This window comes from Aporhodopirellula rubra (assembly GCF_014192335.1).
GTDB lineage: Bacteria > Planctomycetota > Planctomycetia > Pirellulales > Pirellulaceae > Rhodopirellula > Rhodopirellula rubra.
Map to the genome: position 1 here is coordinate 1 of NZ_JACHXU010000032.1, position 17,363 is coordinate 17,363.

The following is a 17,363-nucleotide window of genomic DNA, read 5'->3' on the forward strand; positions in this document are numbered from 1 at the left end:
ATTCGATCCATTGCACGGCCAACACCCTCCATGAGCGAACTTAGGCTTTTACAAGACCATTGATGTACTCTAAAAGATGTGGGCTATAAAGAGGGCTGGCGCCACCGGCATTGGATGTGTCGGCCCGCTGGGCCTGGGGGTGGATGTTTTAGGGGTGGGGTTGGTTTGTTTTGTGGGGTGGTGGGAGTTGGGTTGTAGCGGGCTGAGGCTGTTAGGGTGTGATGGTGTGGGTGGCTGACCGAAGGGCCTCGGTCAGCTACGGGTGAGGCTGGTTTTGGTGTTGGCCCGTTGGGTCTGGGGGTGTGAGGTGGCCTGGTTTTTGGGGGGCGTGGTGGGAGTTGGGGTGTAGCGGGCTGAGGCTGTTAGGGTGTGATGGTTTGGGTGGCTGACCGAGGGGCCTCGGTCAGCTACGGGTGAGGCTGGTTTTTGTGTCGGCCCTTCAGGCCTTGGGGGATTTTTTGTGCTGGTGACCGGTGGTTTGCACCACCGGCATTGGTTGTGTCGGCCCGTTGGGCCTAGGGTTGGAGGTGGCTGTTTTTTTTTGGGGGGGGGGGGAGGTTGGAGTTGGGGTATAGCGGGCTGAGGCTGTTAGGGCGTGATGGTGTGGGGGACTGACCGAAGGGCCTCGGTCAGCTACGGGGGGAGGCTGGTTTTGGGGGATTGCTGAAACTGTGGGCTTTGTCGGGTAGAGTGTCTTGGTGCGAATTTGTTGAAGTTCAATTCCCGTCGGAGCGAAGCGATGCCCGCTAGATTGTTTGCTGTGGTTTTTGGTGTGCTGCTGACTCCGTCTTTCTTGTTGGGGCAAGTCGGTGGGGATCGGTTGATTGCTCGGATTTCGCGTGATGATGCGAACGGGGACGGGAAGCTGACGGAGGCCGAGTTCACTGGTCCGCGGCGATTGTTTGAGACGCTCGACGGTGACGGCGATGGTGTTTTGGTGATTGAAGAGGCGGCGGCGAGGTTGGCGAAAGTTCGTTCGAACGTTGCCAAGGCAATCGAAAACCGCTCTGAGGAGATGGGGAATCAATCGCAACGTGAGGCGATCCGCCGGCGGTTGCAGGAGACGCGAGGTGGTGCGAGAGCGCGGGTGGAACCGGATCATGAGAACATCCGGTATGGCGATCATGAGCGGCATGTGTTCGATGTCTATCTGGCGGAGACCGAGGCGGACGAGCCGGCGCCGTGCATGATCTGGATTCACGGTGGCGGATTTCGACGGGGTGATAAGTCGGAGGGTGGGCTGTTCGCACGTTCGTTTACCGAGAACGGGATCCATTATGTGACGTTGAATTACCGGCTCAGTCAGCATGCGATTGCGCCCGCGTGTTTCGAGGATTGTGCTCGGGCGCTCCAAACGATTCGGTACAACGCCGACAAGTGGAATATCGACAAGACGCGAATTGCGATCGGTGGTGGTTCGGCGGGGGCCGGGTTGTCACAGTGGATTGCGTTCACTCCTGATCGTGCGGACCCGTTGGCGGACGATCCGGTTTTGCGAGAGTCGACTCGCGTGTCCGGTATCATCCTGCTCAATGCGCAAACGTCGTATGACTATCGATGGATCCAGGAGCATGTTCCCGGTGAAGCGTGGAAGGGCGACGGACTGCAGCAGTTGTTTGGGTACGATGTCGATCGATTGGATGAAATTTCAGATGCGAAATTCGAATTGATCGAAGAGTGTTCGCCCTTGAACCATCTCACCGCGGACGATCCGCCGATGATGCTGTTTTATCGACGTTCGAGTGACCCCGAGATTGCAGAGAAGAACGCGATGGATGGGATTCACCATCCTATCTTTGGGACGGAGCTGAAAAAGAAAGCGGATCAACTCGGCGTTGGATGTGAAGTGTTCTCGGTCGAAAACGAGAACGATATGAGGGTATACAACCAACGGTGGACGATGGCGGTCGACTTTTTGAAGCGGCAGTTTGAATCTGTCCAATAAGTGATCGTCGGTTGCGCGGGGTACCGTTGGGGCGACGGAGGCTTTCTAATCCGGCGACTGTCCTGCTATCGTTCATTCCCAACTACCGCGTGCCTTCGTTCGATTTCAGCCCATGATTTTGCACATTGATATGGATGCGTTCTACGCGTCCGTTGAACAGCGAGATGATCCTGCGCTGCGTGGTAAACCGGTCGTGGTTGGGGGAACGGCGACAGGTCGAGGCGTGGTGGCGGCGGCGAGTTACGAGGCACGGAAGTTCGGGATTTACAGCGCGATGCCGATGCGGGCGGCGGTGCAGCGTTGCGCGGATTTGGTGATGGTGCGAACTCGGATGGATGTGTACGCGGAGATTTCGCGACGGATCCGTGAGATCTTTCATCGATACACGCCTCTCGTTGAACCTCTGTCGCTCGACGAAGCGTTCTTGGACGTGACGGGCAGTCGAGCGTTGTTTGGAACCGCGGTCGAGATCGGTCGTGAAATCCAAAAGGCGATCGACGACGAGCTCTGCCTTCACGCTTCGGTGGGCGTCGCGCCGAACAAGTTTCTCGCCAAGGTTGCCAGCGGGCATGCCAAGCCGCGTGGGTTTACCGTCGTTGATCCCGACGACGTGCACGCATTTCTCGATCCTTTGCCGATCACAAAAATTTGGGGAGTCGGCAAGCGTGCGGAACAACGGTTAGGCCAGATCGGAATCTACCGCGTGGCTCAACTGCGGCACGTGGACCTCGATTTGTTGTCACAAACGATTGGCAGTGGATCGGCGAACCATTTGCATGCGTTGGCGTGGGGGCGGGATCATCGAGCGGTGGTGCCGGACCGGGAAGCGAAGTCGATTTCTCATGAGACAACGTTCCATTCGGATATCTCCGACAAGGAGGTTCTGCAGGCGATCCTGTTGCGATTGACCGAACAGGTTGGACGCCGTTTGCGACGACATGGTCGGTACGGCAGCACGGTGACGTTGAAGGTGCGTTTGAGTGATTTCCAAACGATCGCGCGTTCGGCGACGCTGAAAACGCCGACGAATTCGACCAAGGAACTGTGGGAGACGATTCGAGACGGCTTGTTACCTCGGATTCGAATCGATCAACCGGTGCGTTTGGTCGGGATGGGGGTCAGTTCGTTGGCGAGTACACGGACGCGGCAGATGGAGTTGTTTGATGATGACCATCACCGAGATACTGAGGTCGACAAGACGACCGATTCGATTTTGGATCGGTTCGGCAAGGGGGCGATCCGCCGGGGCACGACGCTGGAGTCTTGATGAGAGGGAATCACTAAGTGACCAATAATCACCGGGGCCAGTAATCACCGGGGCCAGTAATCACTAGGGCCAGTAGTCACCGGGGCCAGTAATCACTAGGGCCAGTAGTCACCGGGGCCAGTATTGCTGGGATCAACAACTACTGAGACCAACAACAATCCCCGCCATCGGACAGACCGTTGACGGGGATCGTTGGTTTCAATGCTGAGACGGAGTCGGTGTCTAAGTGCAAAACCGCCTCCTCCGTTCAACAAGAACGACGTCGTTACTTGATGAAGAGCATTTCGGCGTACGTTGGAAGTGGCCAGAGATCGTCGGCGACGTAGCCTTCGAGTTGGTCGACGTATTTGCGGACTTCTAGCATTGCCGGCAAGATGGCGTCGCAATGATGTCGGGCACAATCCATCGGTTCAGATTCTTCTCCATCGGCGATCGCAAATTCGAGTTTCGCGATGCTGTCTTGGAGCGATTTAACGAGCGTGGTGACGGCGTCGAGCGTGTCGGTGTCGAATTCGTATCCGATCGCTTTCAGGTTTGCGCACGTCGCGGCCAGTTCGCTTTGATAGCGGATCGCGGCCGGGAAGATTTGCGTTTTGGCGATTTGGACGGCCAGGGCGGCCTCGACATCGATCGACAGACAATACTGCTCGACGTAGGTTTCGAATCGGCTATGCAATTCGCGTGGTGACAGCACTCCGTAGGTTTCAAAGAGCTCGACCGTTTCGGGTTTGAGCAATTGTGGGAGTGCGTCCGCGGTTGTTTTCAGATTGAGGAGTCCGCGTTTCTCGGCTTCCTCGTGCCATTCTTCGGAGTAGCCGTCGCCGTCGAAGACCACCGATGAGCATTCGTTGATGATTTCGGTGAGCAGCGATTGGACGGCGGAGTTTAGTTTCGCGGGGTCGCCGCCCATGGCGGCTTCGAGCGTGGTCGCACAGTAATCGACCGATTCGGCAATGATGGTGTTCATGGCAACGAGCGGACCGGCAATGGACTGGTTCGAGCCGACGGCGCGGAATTCGAACCGGTTTCCGGTGAATGCGAATGGGCTAGTGCGGTTCCGGTCGCCGGCGTCCTTAGGCAGCGGCGGCAGGACATCCACGCCCACGGTCAACGTTCCCGATGGGATCGATGAATTGGCACCGCCCGATTTGATCTGTTCGAAGACGTCCGTCAGTTGGTCGCCGAGGAAGATCGAGATGATCGCCGGCGGGGCTTCGTTGGCACCGAGTCGGTGATCGTTGCCGGCGGTTGCGACGACGGCACGCAAGAGTCCTTGGTGTCGATAGACGGCACGGATGACGGCGGCACAGAAGACCAGGAACTGAGCGTTCTCGTGAGGCGTGTCGCCGGGGCTGAGCATGTTACCCTGCGAGCTGCTGCCGAGGGACCAGTTGACGTGTTTGCCGGATCCATTGACACCCGCGAAAGGTTTCTCGTGCATCAGGCAGGACATGCCGTACTTTTCAGCCGTCTTTCGCAAGATCAACATCATCAGTTGTTGATGGTCGGCGGCGACGTTGGCCGATTCGAAAACGGGAGCGACTTCGAATTGTCCCGGTGCGACTTCGTTGTGGCGAGTTTTGACTGGGATGCCGAGTTTGAATAATTCGCGTTCGGCTTCCATCATGAAGGCGAGGACGCGTTCGGGGATCGCGCCGAAGTAGTGGTCGTCGAACTCTTGACCCTTCGGTGGTTTGGAGCCGAACAAGGTTCGTCCCGCGGCGATCAGGTCAGGTCGTGCATAGTAGAAACTGCGATCGACCAGAAAGTATTCTTGTTCGGGGCCTGCGGTTGACGCGACGAACGCACCGTCTTCGTGGCCGAAGAGTTTGAGGATCCGTTGGGCCTGTTTGTTGAGCGCCTGCATTGATCGCAGGACGGGCGTCTTCTTGTCGAGTGCTTCGCCGGTCCAGGATACGAATGCGGTCGGGATACAGAGCGTCGCACCGTTAGGGTTTTCAAGAATGTACGCGGGGCTGGTCACGTCCCAGATTGTGTAGCCGCGGGCCTGTGACGTGACGCGGATACCTCCAGTCGGGAAACTCGAACCGTCGGGTTCGCCCTGAATCAATTGTTTGCCGCTGAATTCCGACAGGGTGCTGCCGTCGGTGGTTGGCGACAGGAAACTGTCGTGTTTCTCAGCCGTGGCTCCGGTTAGCGGGTAGAAGATGTGAGCGTAGTGAGTCGCTCCCTTTTCCATCGCCCAGTCTTTCATAGCCGAGGCGACGATGTCGGCGATTTCGGGATCGAGTTTCTCGCCCGAGTCGATCGTTGACATGAGTGATTTGTAAACCGACTTGGGCAGTCGGTCTTTCATAACGTTCTTGCCGAACACGTTGGCGGAGTAGTAATCCTGCGCGGGCACGTCAACAAAACTGATTTGTGACCCTTTTGCGGCGTAGCTCATCGCGGTCGCGACGGCGGCCTGACGTGGTGTCTTCCCGCCACTGTGCGATGGGTTGGCGGCGGAACCGGAGTTGGATGATGTCGAGGACGTGGGTGGGGATAGCGTCGTGCTCATGAGAGCTCCTTAGGTGGAAAACGGATTGCGTTGGAAGGATGGGATGCCAAACGAGGGAGCAATCCACCAATGGATTGTCCGAACAGAAGAAGACGCCGTCAGAGAGACGGACGCCGACAAAGCGAGCGGTGCGAGATGAATCGCCTGCGGAAGAGAACGCTGCCGTCGTGGCTCAGAATGCACGCGAGTCCCGTGCGGTTAGCGCGAGATCGGAATCAATCGCGAGGTTTCGCGTTCGTTTGCAATCGGTGCTAACTGTTTCGCGTGCGTGTGGAATCTCGAGAACGCAACGATGAGGCCAAACATGACGGTAATAATGAGCTTCGTGAGATAGGGGGTGTCGATCCGCCGGAAGGGGGCCGCAGGGGGTGGTCCTCGGTTGTAAGGCTGAATGAATTATTCATTTTTTGGGTGAAATTTGCTTTGGCCGATCCTCGTGATCCAACCCGAGCCGATGCAATAGGCACCGCTAGCCCGATTTAGCGGCGGAGTGCCCGTTCGATAGGCAGGGAATCGGCGCGGGTTGCGTGTGGGGCGGCGGGTAGCGCACAACGCGGGGGCACTGTGGTGTCGTAATTGGGCGCATCCTTGAGGTGTCGCAATGGGGTGTCGCATCGTGGTGCCACAATCAGGTGTCGCGTCGGGGGACGGCATCGAGGTGCGGCAATGGGGTGCGGCAATGGGGTGCCGCAATGAGTGTGGCGTCGGCCGGTTCGCGGGCGAGGAATCTCGCGGCGTCATCGATGGAGATTTGGTCGATCAAAGACCAGAGACGAGTTGGGTGGTCGGCGGCGGCGTCCGTTGACGCGGCGAAAACATAATTTGGGTGGGGATTCGTTGGGTTTTCGATGCCAAAGATTTCGTTGGCATGCTGGTTGCGTCTTGAGGATTTCATCGACGATGAACCAAACTTCCTGCGGGCTTCGGTGTCGATACGAAGTGCCGCGAACCAACCCCAAGAGTAACTGCGATGTTTAAGCAACTTCTTTCGATTCTGTTTGCCGGTGGACTGATGATCGCGACGACCGGCTGTGACGTGGAGCAAACGTCCGAGGGCCGACTGCCCGACGTGGATGTCGATGCTGATCCGGGGGCGATGCCCACCTATGACGTTGACACGCCCGATGTTGATGTGTCGATGAAAGAGAAAAAGGTGGATGTCCCCGATGTGGATGTGGACGTCGACACCAAGGAGCGAACGATGTCGCTGCCCGATGTCGATGTCTCGTTCCCGAGCGACGAATAGGCCGTTGGTTTGTGAACGCCGAAGTCTGTTCGTCGTTGAGTGCCCCTTCTCGTTTTAAACGCCCGCAATTGTGTTTGCCGGCGTGCGGTTTCCCTGCCCTGGATTTTAGTCATGCTCACTCGAAAACATGCCGTGCCAGTTCGTTCCCTCGTTGCGGCGTCGTTCGTTGCTGTCGTTCCCGTTAGCTCTCGAGCGGCCGATTCCTTGCCGGGACGCGCTGAATCCTTGCCGAGAGGCGTTGCGGCGGCGGAAGCGTCCGACATCAGTGATTGGGCACTCGCGGGAGTGGTGTGGAGCGACGCGAGTTTGACGCGGAAGTTGGCCGATGCGGCGGCACGCTCGACGGATGACGATGATGCGCGGGCAAGGTTGCAAGGGTTAGCCGAGCGGTCCGAAAAACTCGTTCGTGAACTCGAGGGTTTTGGGTGGGGCAGAATCGATAGGGCGTCAAAGGCAAGCGACGAAACCGCTTCACGTCGTGACGACCCGATCGGCGAACGATTGGATGAGTTTGTGCAGGCGAAAGCGTCGGGCGTCAAACGCTTGGATACCGAAACGCCGGCAGGAAGCGAGGACCCGGGACTCGACGATGAGCGGATGCCGACGCCCGCGAGAGTGAACATTGATCAGTATCGCGTGGATGACTATGTGGATGAGACGCGGGCCGAACGTTTGAACGCGGCGGACGCGACCGAAGACGCGATTGAGGGTGCGTTGGCCGCAGCGAATCCGGAGGGGATTTCGGGTCCGGCGTCGGATCGCATTAGCAACCGTGAGGGTTGGACGCTTTCGTCATCGTTGCCATACAGCACGGATTCGATCTACGACTCCGATGATTACGATCACGATGTCGACTACATGGTCGAAAACCGACGTGGTGCGGACTCAACGAACCGACGTAGTTCGGATCAGGGAGATGCGGACGACGACATCGATGTTGACAACCCGGCGGAGGTGATTACCGGTGAGGATGAGCTGGCCAACGCGCTCGCTCGTGGAAGACTGAGCGAGCGGCCGGAACGTGCGAGGGACAATGGGGCAGGCGGTACTGCTATGAGCGAGAGTATGACGCGGGGTGGGCAGAGCCGAGTTGGCGAGAATCGAGACCTCAATGGATCGGGGCGGATTCCGTTGGCGAATGTGCGGAAATACTCGACGGTGGAGGACGCGAACTCGTTCGATGCGCGATGGGTGCAGTTCCGTTTGGATGCCAATCAAGTGCGATACTCGATGACTGATCCGGCACAAGCTGCGGAGGCGGCTGTCGATGCGTTCAAGCAACTGCGTGCGTCGGCGTTGGTCGCGGGGCGGTCGACGAATAGCGAGGAGTTGAAAAGGATTCTTCGCCCGATCGTTCAGTTGAAGATTGTTGAGTGAGGCTTTTTTGCGCTGGTCTTGTTGCGGGTTGGTTGTCAGGAGATGGTTGTTGGTTTTTGCGAAATGAGCACCGTCCAAAATTGATTGTGTCGGCCCTCCGGGGCTTTGTTGGGATTGTTTCCGGGGGTTGGCACCCCCGGCATTTGTTGTGACGGCACTTCGTGCCTGGGTAGGTGGGTGTTGGGGATTTGTGGGCGTGTTTGGTTTCGGCGGCGGTGGTTGTGCCGGCCCTTCGGGCCTGGGGTTTTTGGTTGGGATTGTTTCCGGGGGTTAGCACCCTGTCAGTGGTTGTGTCGGCACTCCGTGCCTGGGTAGTTAGATGCTGGGGACTTGTGGGCGTGCTTGGTTTCGGCGGCCGTTGTTGTGTCGGCCCTCCGGGCCTGGCGTTTTTGGTGGGGATTGTTTCCGGGGGTTGGCACCCCCGGCATTGGTTGTGTCGGCACTTCGTGCCTGGGTAGGTGGGTGTTGGGGACTTGTGTTAGCCAATTCGGATCACGATATCGGTTTTCTTTTTGTTTGTTTTGCGAACTCGCTTGGTGGCTTTTGATTTGCGTTTCGCTGCTTTCTTGGCTGGTCGTGGGGATGACTTCTTTTTCGATGTCTTGGGCTTTTTGCTTGGTTTATTAGCCTGCTTTTTTGCAGCCTTCTTTTTGGTTGCTTTTGCCTTCGAAGCTTTTTTCGTGACTTTCCTTTTGGATGTTTTTTTCTTAACGGCTTTCTTTGACGTCACGTTCTTTTCGACGTTCGCTTTCTTCTTTGTGGCCTTCTTCTTTTTGGGGGTGGCTTTTCGTTTGGCGGCTTTGCGTTTGGCGGCTTTCTTTCGTACTACCGGCGTGGTTGGAGGAGTATCGAGGTCCGCCATTTCGATTCCGAAGATGGCACCGAGGTCTTCGTCGCCGAGTGCGGAGGTTTCATCGAGTCCCATCGCGGACGACGCACCTTCGGCGCTCATGGCTTGTGAGATGAGTTCGTTTTGATCGACGGCGCGTAGCAGGAACAACAGTTCGGGGGAGGAATCGAGACGGTGTCCGACGCCGTACAGCGTCGCGGCGAGGTGTTTGCAGAGGTAGGCTCCGTCGGGGCACGAGCAACGCAAGCTGATTTCGTTGGTGGCGGGGAACAATCCTGATTTCGGGTCGGTGATGTGACGGATGACATCGTCACCGAGTCTGCCGCGCATCAGGTCCATGATCGAATGGATCGATGAACTGCAACTGCGACAGATCGCGGACCATTTCGATGCGGGCAACGGATCGATTTTGATTTTGATCTCGTACAAGTACGAGCCACAGACCATCGAGGTGATTTTGCCTTTGGAAATTCGCAAATCGGCGATGGATCCGTTGCGTGCGTATGTTCGACCGCGAGGGAGTCGATTGGAGAAATCGCTGTACTTTTCGAGATGGGTACACCAATTCTTTCCCCAGAACGTCGTCGCGATTCCCTTGTCGCTGATATCGATCGGTTGTGGTTTTTTGCCTTTGCCGAGTCGCCTGATCGCTTCCGCTTTGCCTTGGGCGATGCGTTGGCCGACGGGGACATAGGGTGCGAAGCCGCCATACCATGACATGGGGTGAACCGTGATGTTTCGGGGAGTTTGTGAGAAACCGAATAGATCGGTGACGTTAGGATTTTGCTTTGGTGAGATCGAGTGAAACGAAGTCAATCAGTTGGTCGTTTGACATCTCGGTCAACTGAATTTCGTCTTTGCCGTCACCACCAAACAGTTCGCGGCTGAGTTGTTTTTTGTCGCGGATCATATCGTCGATTCGTTCTTCCAGGGTGCCGCGGCAAACGAATTTGTGCACGAGCACGTTGCGTTTCTGTCCGATTCGAAACGCCCTGTCGGTGGCTTGGTCTTCGACGGCGGGGTTCCACCATCGGTCGAAGTGGACGACGTGGGAGGCTTCGGTGAGGTTGAGACCCGTGCCGCCGGCTTTGACGGAGATGACGAAGAACGGTGGCCCCGATTCGTGTTGGAATTGCTTGACCAATTGTCCGCGTTTCTTGGTGGCGGTTTTGCCAGTGAGGATAAGTCCTTCGCGACCGAATACTTCGGCAAGGAATTGAGAGATGGGGCCGCACATCGATTGGAACTGGGTGAAGACGAGCATCTTCTCTTGTTTCTCGATGATGTTTTCGGCGATGGATCTGAGTTGCGAGTATTTGCCGGACGCGTCGACGTCGAAGTCGGACTGTTTGAGGTGAAGGGCAGGGTGGTTGCAAATTTGTTTGAGCTGCATCAAAGCGCCGAGCACCATGCCACGCCGCTGTATTCCGGAGGCGATGTCGAGCGATTTCTTTAGGTCGTCGGTGACGGCGCGGTACAGAGCGACTTGCGTTGTGGTGAGCCCGCAATCGACCCGCATTTCGGTTTTTTGAGGCAGATCGGGAACGATGCGTGGGTCCGTTTTCATCCGCCGCAGCACGTAGGGACTGATCAGACGCCGGACGCTCGCGAGGCGGGCGGTTCGATCGGCTTCGTCCTTGGCGTTGACAAACTGTTTGAACTGAGCCGCCGTGCCGAGCAGTCCGGGGGAACAGAAATCAAAGAGCGACCACAGATCGCCGAGATGGTTTTCGACGGGGGTTCCCGAAAGGACGATTCGACCGCGAGCGGGAATTTGTTTGATTGCTTTGGTTTGTGCCGCACCGGAGTTTTTGATCGCTTGGGCTTCGTCGAGAATAACGAGATTCCAATCAACATCAGTAAGCCACTTTTGCCGACGGGCGAGACCGTACGTGGTCGCGACGAGGTCGTAGCCGGCGAGTTCCTTGGCGGGGTTGTCGGCGATGCGTTTGAGTTCGGACGCGTCGACGCTGCTGCGGTGAGCGATGTAAAGATTGAGGTCGGGCGCGAACCGCTCGACTTCGCGTTGCCAATTGCCTAGCAACGACGTGGGGAGGATCAGGAGGCTGGGATTCGTCGTCGTGCCTTTGGGTGGCTTTGCTTTTTTGGCGGCGACTTTCTTCTTGGATTTTGTCTCGGGGTATTTCAGTTGTAATAGCAGTGAGATGATTTGGATCGTTTTACCGAGGCCCATGTCGTCGGCGAGGCAGACGCCGATACCGAGTTTGGTGGCGAAGTACAGCCACGCGACGCCGTCGGCTTGGTAGGGACGCAGCGAAGCGTTGAGTCGATTGTTGGGATCGAGTTGCAGATTGCCGCTGGGGTCGCGGAGTGCGTCGAGTGTTTCGGCGAGCCACTGGCCGGGTTCGACGCGGGTCCACGGTTGCAGGGTTTCGTCAACGTCGTCGCCGGTGATCGATGCTCCCGAGAGCAGACGCATGCCTTCGAGGAAGCCGACCCCGGTGGCGTGTGCGTCGCGGAGTTGTTCCCATTGCTGCAATGCCGATTCCAATTGATCGGCATCGACTTGCACCCATTTGCCACGCAGCAACGCCATCCCTTCGCGTGCGTTCATGAGGGCGGCGAGTTCCTTACCGGTGAGCGGTTGGCCGTCGATAGTGACGTCGACATCGAGGTCGAGGGAATCGCCGCCGAGGACGGATTGCGATTTCGTGCCGACCCGCACGGTGACTTGGGGACGCGGTGGGCGTGCGGCGTTCCACCAATCGGGGACGCGGACGATGACGCCGCTTTCTTCGAGTTGCGGTACCGAGGTGAAGAACTCGTAGGCTTGGCCGATTCCCCACGCCTGGGGCGCGAACAGTGCTTTGGACTGCAGCATCGTTGCGATCGAGGGACACGTCTCGGCTGCGCGGGCGACGGGGGTGAGCAGGGCGTCGAGTTGTTTGGTATCGCCGGCTGCGATAGACGCCTTGAGGGCTTCGGACAACGGGATGTGCCGGGGTGTGCCGCCGGTCGATTCGGGTTGGGTGTAGGTGGCGAGAAACGCGAACGGACGGTCGGGATTCTTTTTATTTTCGGCGAGGTGGAACGTGACGCGGCCGAGGAGGTTCCATTCGGGGCGGAGGGAATGCAGGTAGCCGGCGAGGCCGCCCTTGCGCTTGGTTGCAGCGGCGGCGGTGAGTTCGTCGAGTCCCGACCATTGCTCTCGCAGCGATTCGGTCGTGGCGTATTCGAGACCGAGCATGGGGGGCGCCGAAGCGAGGATCTCGCGGAGCGTTTCATCGTCGGGCGGTTCGGGGGAATGCCAGTCCTTGCCGCCCGTCGCATTGCGTCGTCGCAGCGCGGTAAAGTAGCGGTTCGCGAAGTCACGCCAGAAGTGCAGCGATGCGGGCAGTGGTCCGTCGCAGGCGGTTGAGACCAGCGACGTGAGCCCCGCGGCGACCGATTTGTTGAACGCCGTGATCAGTTTGACGGGCAATTCGGAGGCGATTCCGAACGCGACGTCTTCATCCGTGGCCGTGATGAGGTGGAGGTGGCCGGAGGGGAGAACGGCGATCTTGTGGGCTGTCATCGACGGTTGCTTTGAAGGACGAAACGATCGGCGTGAATCAATTTCGATAAATTTGCTAAGAAAGCGTTCACCGATGCGTTGTCACTCGTAGGCGGATCGGTTTCGCCTCTTTTCTATTCTTTTTCCATTCCCAGTTGAACCACCATGACAGCCAAAGCGGTAACCAGGCCCGAGGGCGTGTCATCGGCGGATGTTGTTGACGATCCGAGCGAATTGATCGCTCGTGCCGTCGATGAGCATCAGCGGAGTTTGCTGGCCTATGCGGCCGGTTTGCTTCGTGACCGATGTGCGGCTCAGGACGCGGTGCAGGAAACGTTCCTGCAACTTTGTCGAAAAGCCCGTGATGTTGCGAGCACGGACGAGCCGCCGACCCTCGCCGAGTTTGCCGCGCGGTTGGCACCATGGTTGTTTACGGTTTGTCGAACGCGAGTGATTGACATGCAACGTAAGCGAACACCCCAAAGTTTTGCCGTGCGGGAGAAGTCAGACGGCTCCCGCGACTCTTCCGCCGAGGCCGCCGTCTTGGATCCGGGGCCGACACCTGATGACGTCGCCGTCGCGGGTGAGGAACACCGTCTTGTCGCCGAATCGATCGGTGGGCTGACGCCGAGGCAGCGCGAGATCATTCAATTGCGAATGCAGGCCGGGCTGAGTTACCGCGAGATCGCCGAGGTCACGGGGCTGACGACGACGAACGTCGGCTTCCATCTGCATCAAGCCGTCGCGTCGCTGCGGAAGCAACTCGTCGCGACCTAAATGTCTTTCACGTCGGTAAGCGGTTGGATGCTAGCGACGTGAGGCAAACATCAAAACAACACATATTTTATAGGTTCTCAACCATGTCATCTGAACAGAATTTACGACCCGACGAGTCGTCCGGAGGATCGTCCACGTGGGACGACGAACGGATCACCGCATACGTGATGGGCGAGTTGCCGCCCGAAGAAACGGCCGCCTTTGAAACAGAAATGAAGGGCAACGAGGAACTCGTCGCCGCGGTCGAGGAGGCCAGCAAGATTACCGAGAAATTGGCGGGGTTCTATGCCTCGATACCAACGACGACGCTCGATGCGGATCGACGCGAGCAAATCGTCGGTGCGGCGTCCGCCCAAACGCATCGAGCGAGTGCGTCACAAGGATCGAGCAAACGTTACGCGTTGTGGGCCGTTGCGGCCTCGGTGTTGTTCATCGGATTGGCGTTGCCCGCGATGATGTCTCGTCCGGGAATGCAAACCGCGATGATGAATGATTCGTCACCTGAATCGTCGTCATTGGCGAGCGAAAAGGTTGCGACGGAAGACAACAGCGAGAAAACGGTCGCTGCGGCGGCACCGATTTCAGAACGGGTTGCCTCGGACGAGAAATCGAGTGCGATGAGTGCACTGTCGGTCTCGTCAGACGAGGTGGCACCTGCCGCCAACCCGCGTCCGACGGGTTTTGCAGCAGCCGACGGAGCGACGCGAAGTGGTCGCGTCGGTGCCGCAAGATCGAGCGGCCGAGGGATGGGAATGGAGATGGAAGGCATGGATATGGAGATGGATGTGAGCGGGCCGGCATTGATGGGGACGGACGGCGATCAAATGGATATGGCGATGGACATGGGAATGGGAATGGGAGGAATGGAAATATCCAGCGATTCGGCGATGAGTATGGGCATGGATATGGATGCGCCGACGCCTGACTCTTCGATGTCGATGAAGTTTTCGGCGCCGAGTTCATTGGCCGCCGAAGCGAAACCGTTCGGGGAAGCTCGGCGGAGCGTCGTGGGCGATCAAGACGAACCGGCCATGGGGCCCGCAATGGCGCCGGTGTTGGAGGCACCGGTCACGATGGAAGAGAAGGAGGTCGCTCAAAACGAGTTTCGTCCGCAGCTTTCGAAAAATCCGTTGGTCAAAGCCCAACCAGTGCAGCCAGCCGCGCCGGTCCAGCTAGCCGCGCCGGTCCAGCTAGCCGCGCCGGCGTCTGGGGACGTTCGCGGCGGCTATGGTCTCCCAACTGACACGTCAGGTCTTCGTGGGCGGGCCAATGCGAGTAAACGAGGAGCACCTGTCGCGGAGATGGTGCCCGATTTGTTATCGATCGTCGAAGGAACTGCTCCCGGAGAGGCGATGTTGGGACAGGGAACCGGGCCTGGGACGTCGGGTGACAAGTTTGCTCCGATCACCGAGAACGAATTCCGCCGTGTTTCAGAACACCCGCTCAGCACGCTGTCGATCGACGTCGATACGGCGAGCTATTCGAAGGTGCGTAGCTATCTGCAACGCAACCAATTGCCGCGTCCCGACTCCGTTCGAATCGAGGAGATGGTTAACTATTTCGATTACGACTACACCGGACCGTCGAGCATGGATGGCGAGGCGAGCGATCCGTTTGCTGCGGCGATGACCACGACCGTTTGCCCGTGGGAGCCGAAACACCGGCTCGTTCGAGTAGGTTTGCAAGCGAAGACGTTGACCAAGCAGGAACGCCCCCGGTGCAATCTCGTGTTCTTGCTCGATACGAGCGGTTCGATGAGTTCGGCGAATAAACTGCCGCTGGTGATTGATGGCATGAAGGTGTTGTTGGAAGAGCTCGACGAAGAGGACCGAGTTGCGATTGTGGTTTACGCCGGCTCGGCTGGGTTGGTGCTCGATTCGACTCCCGTGAAGAATCGCAAGAAGATCCTGCGTGCGTTGACTCAATTGCGATCGGGCGGCAGCACGAACGGAGGTGCGGGTTTGCAGCTTGCCTACGACACCGCTCGTGAACACATGATCAAAGATGGCGTTAATCGTGTGATCCTGTGTAGCGACGGTGACTTCAATGTCGGAATGACGGGCACGGATCAGTTGGTGCGTGAGGCTCGACGCCAGGCGAAATCCGGAGTCGATTTGACGGTTCTCGGGTTCGGCATGGGCAACCATAACGACGCGATGATGGAAAAGATTTCCAATGATGCCGAAGGCAATTACGCGTTCGTTGATACGATCGGTGAGGCTCGCAAGGTTTTGGCGGATCAATTGACGGGAACGTTGGTGACGGTTGCGAAGGACGTTAAGATCCAGATCGAGTTCAATCCTGCGGTTGTGTCGTCGTATCGTTTGATCGGCTACGAGAATCGATTGCTCGCCAAAGAGGACTTCAACGACGACACGAAGGATGCCGGTGAGATCGGGGCAGGGCACCGCGTGACGGCGTTTTACGAAGTCGTCCCGGCGGGCACGTTGCCCGATGCGGTGGCACCGGCCGTGGATCCGCTGAAGTATCAACCGGAACGGAATCAGCCGCAGCCCGAGAGTGATCGCGAGACGGAAGAGGAGGCAGCGGAGCAAGCCAGCGAAGTGGTTTCGTCCACCGAGATGCTGACGCTGAAGCTGCGGTACAAGCCGCCGCAAGGGGACACGAGTACGTTGATGACTCGGGTGCTCGATGATTCGAAATCGCCCTTCGATCAGGCGGACGTCGACTTCCGCTTCGCCGCCTCGGTCGCCGCGTTCGGAATGTTGCTACGAGGCAGTGAGTTTTCCGGATCGTGGACGTACGAGGAGGTGTTGCGGACGGCCGAAGACGCGACCGGAGAGGACCCGCATGGTTTGCGGCGTGAGATGATCGAGATGGCGCAAACGGCACGCAGACTGACTGTGGCTGAGTGAGCGTTGAACGTGAGTCGGCGTGGTATGTGCGCCGTATTGCCATCGGCGCATGAAAAGAGGTAGAGAAGTCAGAGAGTTTGGTTTGCACCGGGAAAGGTTGGTTTCCGCTGTGTCTGCCGTCTCCGGTTCTCTACCTCTTGGTGCTCGGGCGGGTTGGCACGCCCGAGCGTAATATCCGCGGGGCGTTAGCGAACGAGTGTTTCGTCGTTGGCTTCGCTCACGTCGGCGATCTCCACCTCGGGAGCTTCTGCGGGGGACGCTTCGGATTCACCGGCGGCGAGGATTTCCGCGATCGTGCGGTTTTGCCACTTGTTGATTGCAGCAATCATCGCTGAGATCGACATTTTCTCGGTAAAGGAATCTTGCTGCGTTTCGTCGGACGGGGCCGATGGCGTCGCGTTTTCAACCGACTCGGCGGTGGCGATCTGTTCGACCGGTGCTGCAGCAGGCTCGGCATCGACGACAACGTCCGGTGCGACGGTTGCCTCCGTTGCAGTGACCAATTCCGTTTCGATGACGGAATCTGCTGCGACTACCGACTCGGATACGACGTCGGCGACCACTTCCATCGTGACGACTTCTGCGATCGCGACTTCATCGGCGTCCGTCCGTGCGGATTCCTCGGTCGCTTCTTCAGCGACCTCTTTGACGGCGAGTTGTTCCAGCGTCGCAGCGTTGGGGGCATCATCCGCAACGGGGGCAGGGATCTTTTCACCGTCGACATCCATCGTCACGATTTCCGCGGCCGCGATCTCGGTCGCCTCGGGAGCCACGGTTTCGTTGATGGCTTCCTCGGTCGCTTCTTCAGCGACCTCTTCGACGGCGAGTTGTTCCAGCGTAGCAGCGTTGGGGGCATCATCCGCAACGGGGGCAGGAATCTTTTCACCGTCGACATCCATCGTCACGATTTCCGCGGCCGCGATCTCGGTCGCCTCGGGAGCCGCGGTTTCGTTGATGGCTTCCTCGGTCGCTTCTTCAGCGACCTCTTCG

Annotated in this window: 10 protein-coding genes and 1 pseudogene; 7 read left to right on the forward strand and 4 right to left on the reverse strand. The window is 58.2% G+C overall.

Going from position 1 to position 17,363, the window contains the following annotated elements:
• Positions 1-739: 739 nt before the first annotated feature.
• Both FHS27_RS27795 and FHS27_RS27800 read left to right on the forward strand, forming a co-directional pair.
• Positions 740-1,945 carry an alpha/beta hydrolase gene (locus tag FHS27_RS27795; protein WP_184309212.1) on the forward strand — a complete coding sequence of 402 codons (1,206 nt, stop codon included), beginning with the start codon at positions 740-742 and terminating at the stop codon, positions 1,943-1,945.
• Between the two features lie 67 nt (positions 1,946-2,012).
• Entirely contained in the window at positions 2,013-3,212 is a 1,200-nt protein-coding gene (locus FHS27_RS27800; protein ID WP_255325530.1) for a DNA polymerase IV, read from the forward strand.
• Positions 3,213-3,477: 265 nt separating this feature from the next.
• On the opposite strand, the gene FHS27_RS27805 is transcribed toward FHS27_RS27800, so the two are convergent.
• A complete protein-coding gene (locus FHS27_RS27805; protein ID WP_184309214.1) occupies positions 3,478-5,733 on the reverse strand; it encodes a glutamine synthetase III family protein in 2,256 nt (751 codons plus the stop codon).
• A 601-nt stretch (positions 5,734-6,334) separates the two neighbouring features.
• Between FHS27_RS27805 and FHS27_RS27810 the strand changes: the two genes are divergently transcribed.
• From FHS27_RS27810 to FHS27_RS27820, 3 genes are all read left to right on the forward strand, one after another.
• Complete coding sequence (locus FHS27_RS27810) at positions 6,335-6,538, forward strand: hypothetical protein (RefSeq protein WP_184309216.1); 204 nt, start codon at positions 6,335-6,337, stop codon at positions 6,536-6,538.
• A gap of 165 nt (positions 6,539-6,703) precedes the next feature.
• Positions 6,704-6,979, forward strand: a complete 276-nt coding sequence (locus FHS27_RS27815) for a hypothetical protein (protein ID WP_184309218.1) — start codon at positions 6,704-6,706, stop codon at positions 6,977-6,979.
• 111 nt (positions 6,980-7,090) lie between these two features.
• On the forward strand, positions 7,091-8,356 hold the full coding sequence (locus tag FHS27_RS27820; protein ID WP_184309220.1) for a hypothetical protein: 1,266 nt from the start codon (positions 7,091-7,093) through the stop codon (positions 8,354-8,356).
• Positions 8,357-8,834: 478 nt separating this feature from the next.
• On the opposite strand, the gene FHS27_RS27825 is transcribed toward FHS27_RS27820, so the two are convergent.
• Together FHS27_RS27825 and FHS27_RS27830 are read right to left on the reverse strand one after the other, a co-directional pair.
• A complete protein-coding gene (locus tag FHS27_RS27825) occupies positions 8,835-9,926 on the reverse strand; it encodes an SWIM zinc finger family protein (RefSeq protein ID WP_184309222.1) in 1,092 nt (363 codons plus the stop codon).
• Between the two features lie 55 nt (positions 9,927-9,981).
• On the reverse strand, positions 9,982-12,741 hold the full coding sequence (locus FHS27_RS27830; RefSeq protein WP_184309224.1) for a DEAD/DEAH box helicase: 2,760 nt from the start codon (positions 12,739-12,741) through the stop codon (positions 9,982-9,984).
• Between the two features lie 144 nt (positions 12,742-12,885).
• On the opposite strand from FHS27_RS27830, the gene FHS27_RS27835 reads away from it, so the two are divergent.
• Entirely contained in the window at positions 12,886-13,497 is a 612-nt protein-coding gene (locus tag FHS27_RS27835) for an RNA polymerase sigma factor (protein ID WP_184309226.1), read from the forward strand.
• Between the two features lie 83 nt (positions 13,498-13,580).
• Positions 13,581-16,373, forward strand: coding sequence for a YfbK domain-containing protein (locus tag FHS27_RS27840; protein ID WP_246421120.1), 2,793 nt, complete (start codon positions 13,581-13,583; stop codon positions 16,371-16,373).
• A 185-nt stretch (positions 16,374-16,558) separates the two neighbouring features.
• On the opposite strand, the pseudogene FHS27_RS27845 reads toward FHS27_RS27840, so the two are convergent.
• A pseudogene (locus tag FHS27_RS27845) lies at positions 16,559-17,363 on the reverse strand (hypothetical protein); the annotation flags it as partial.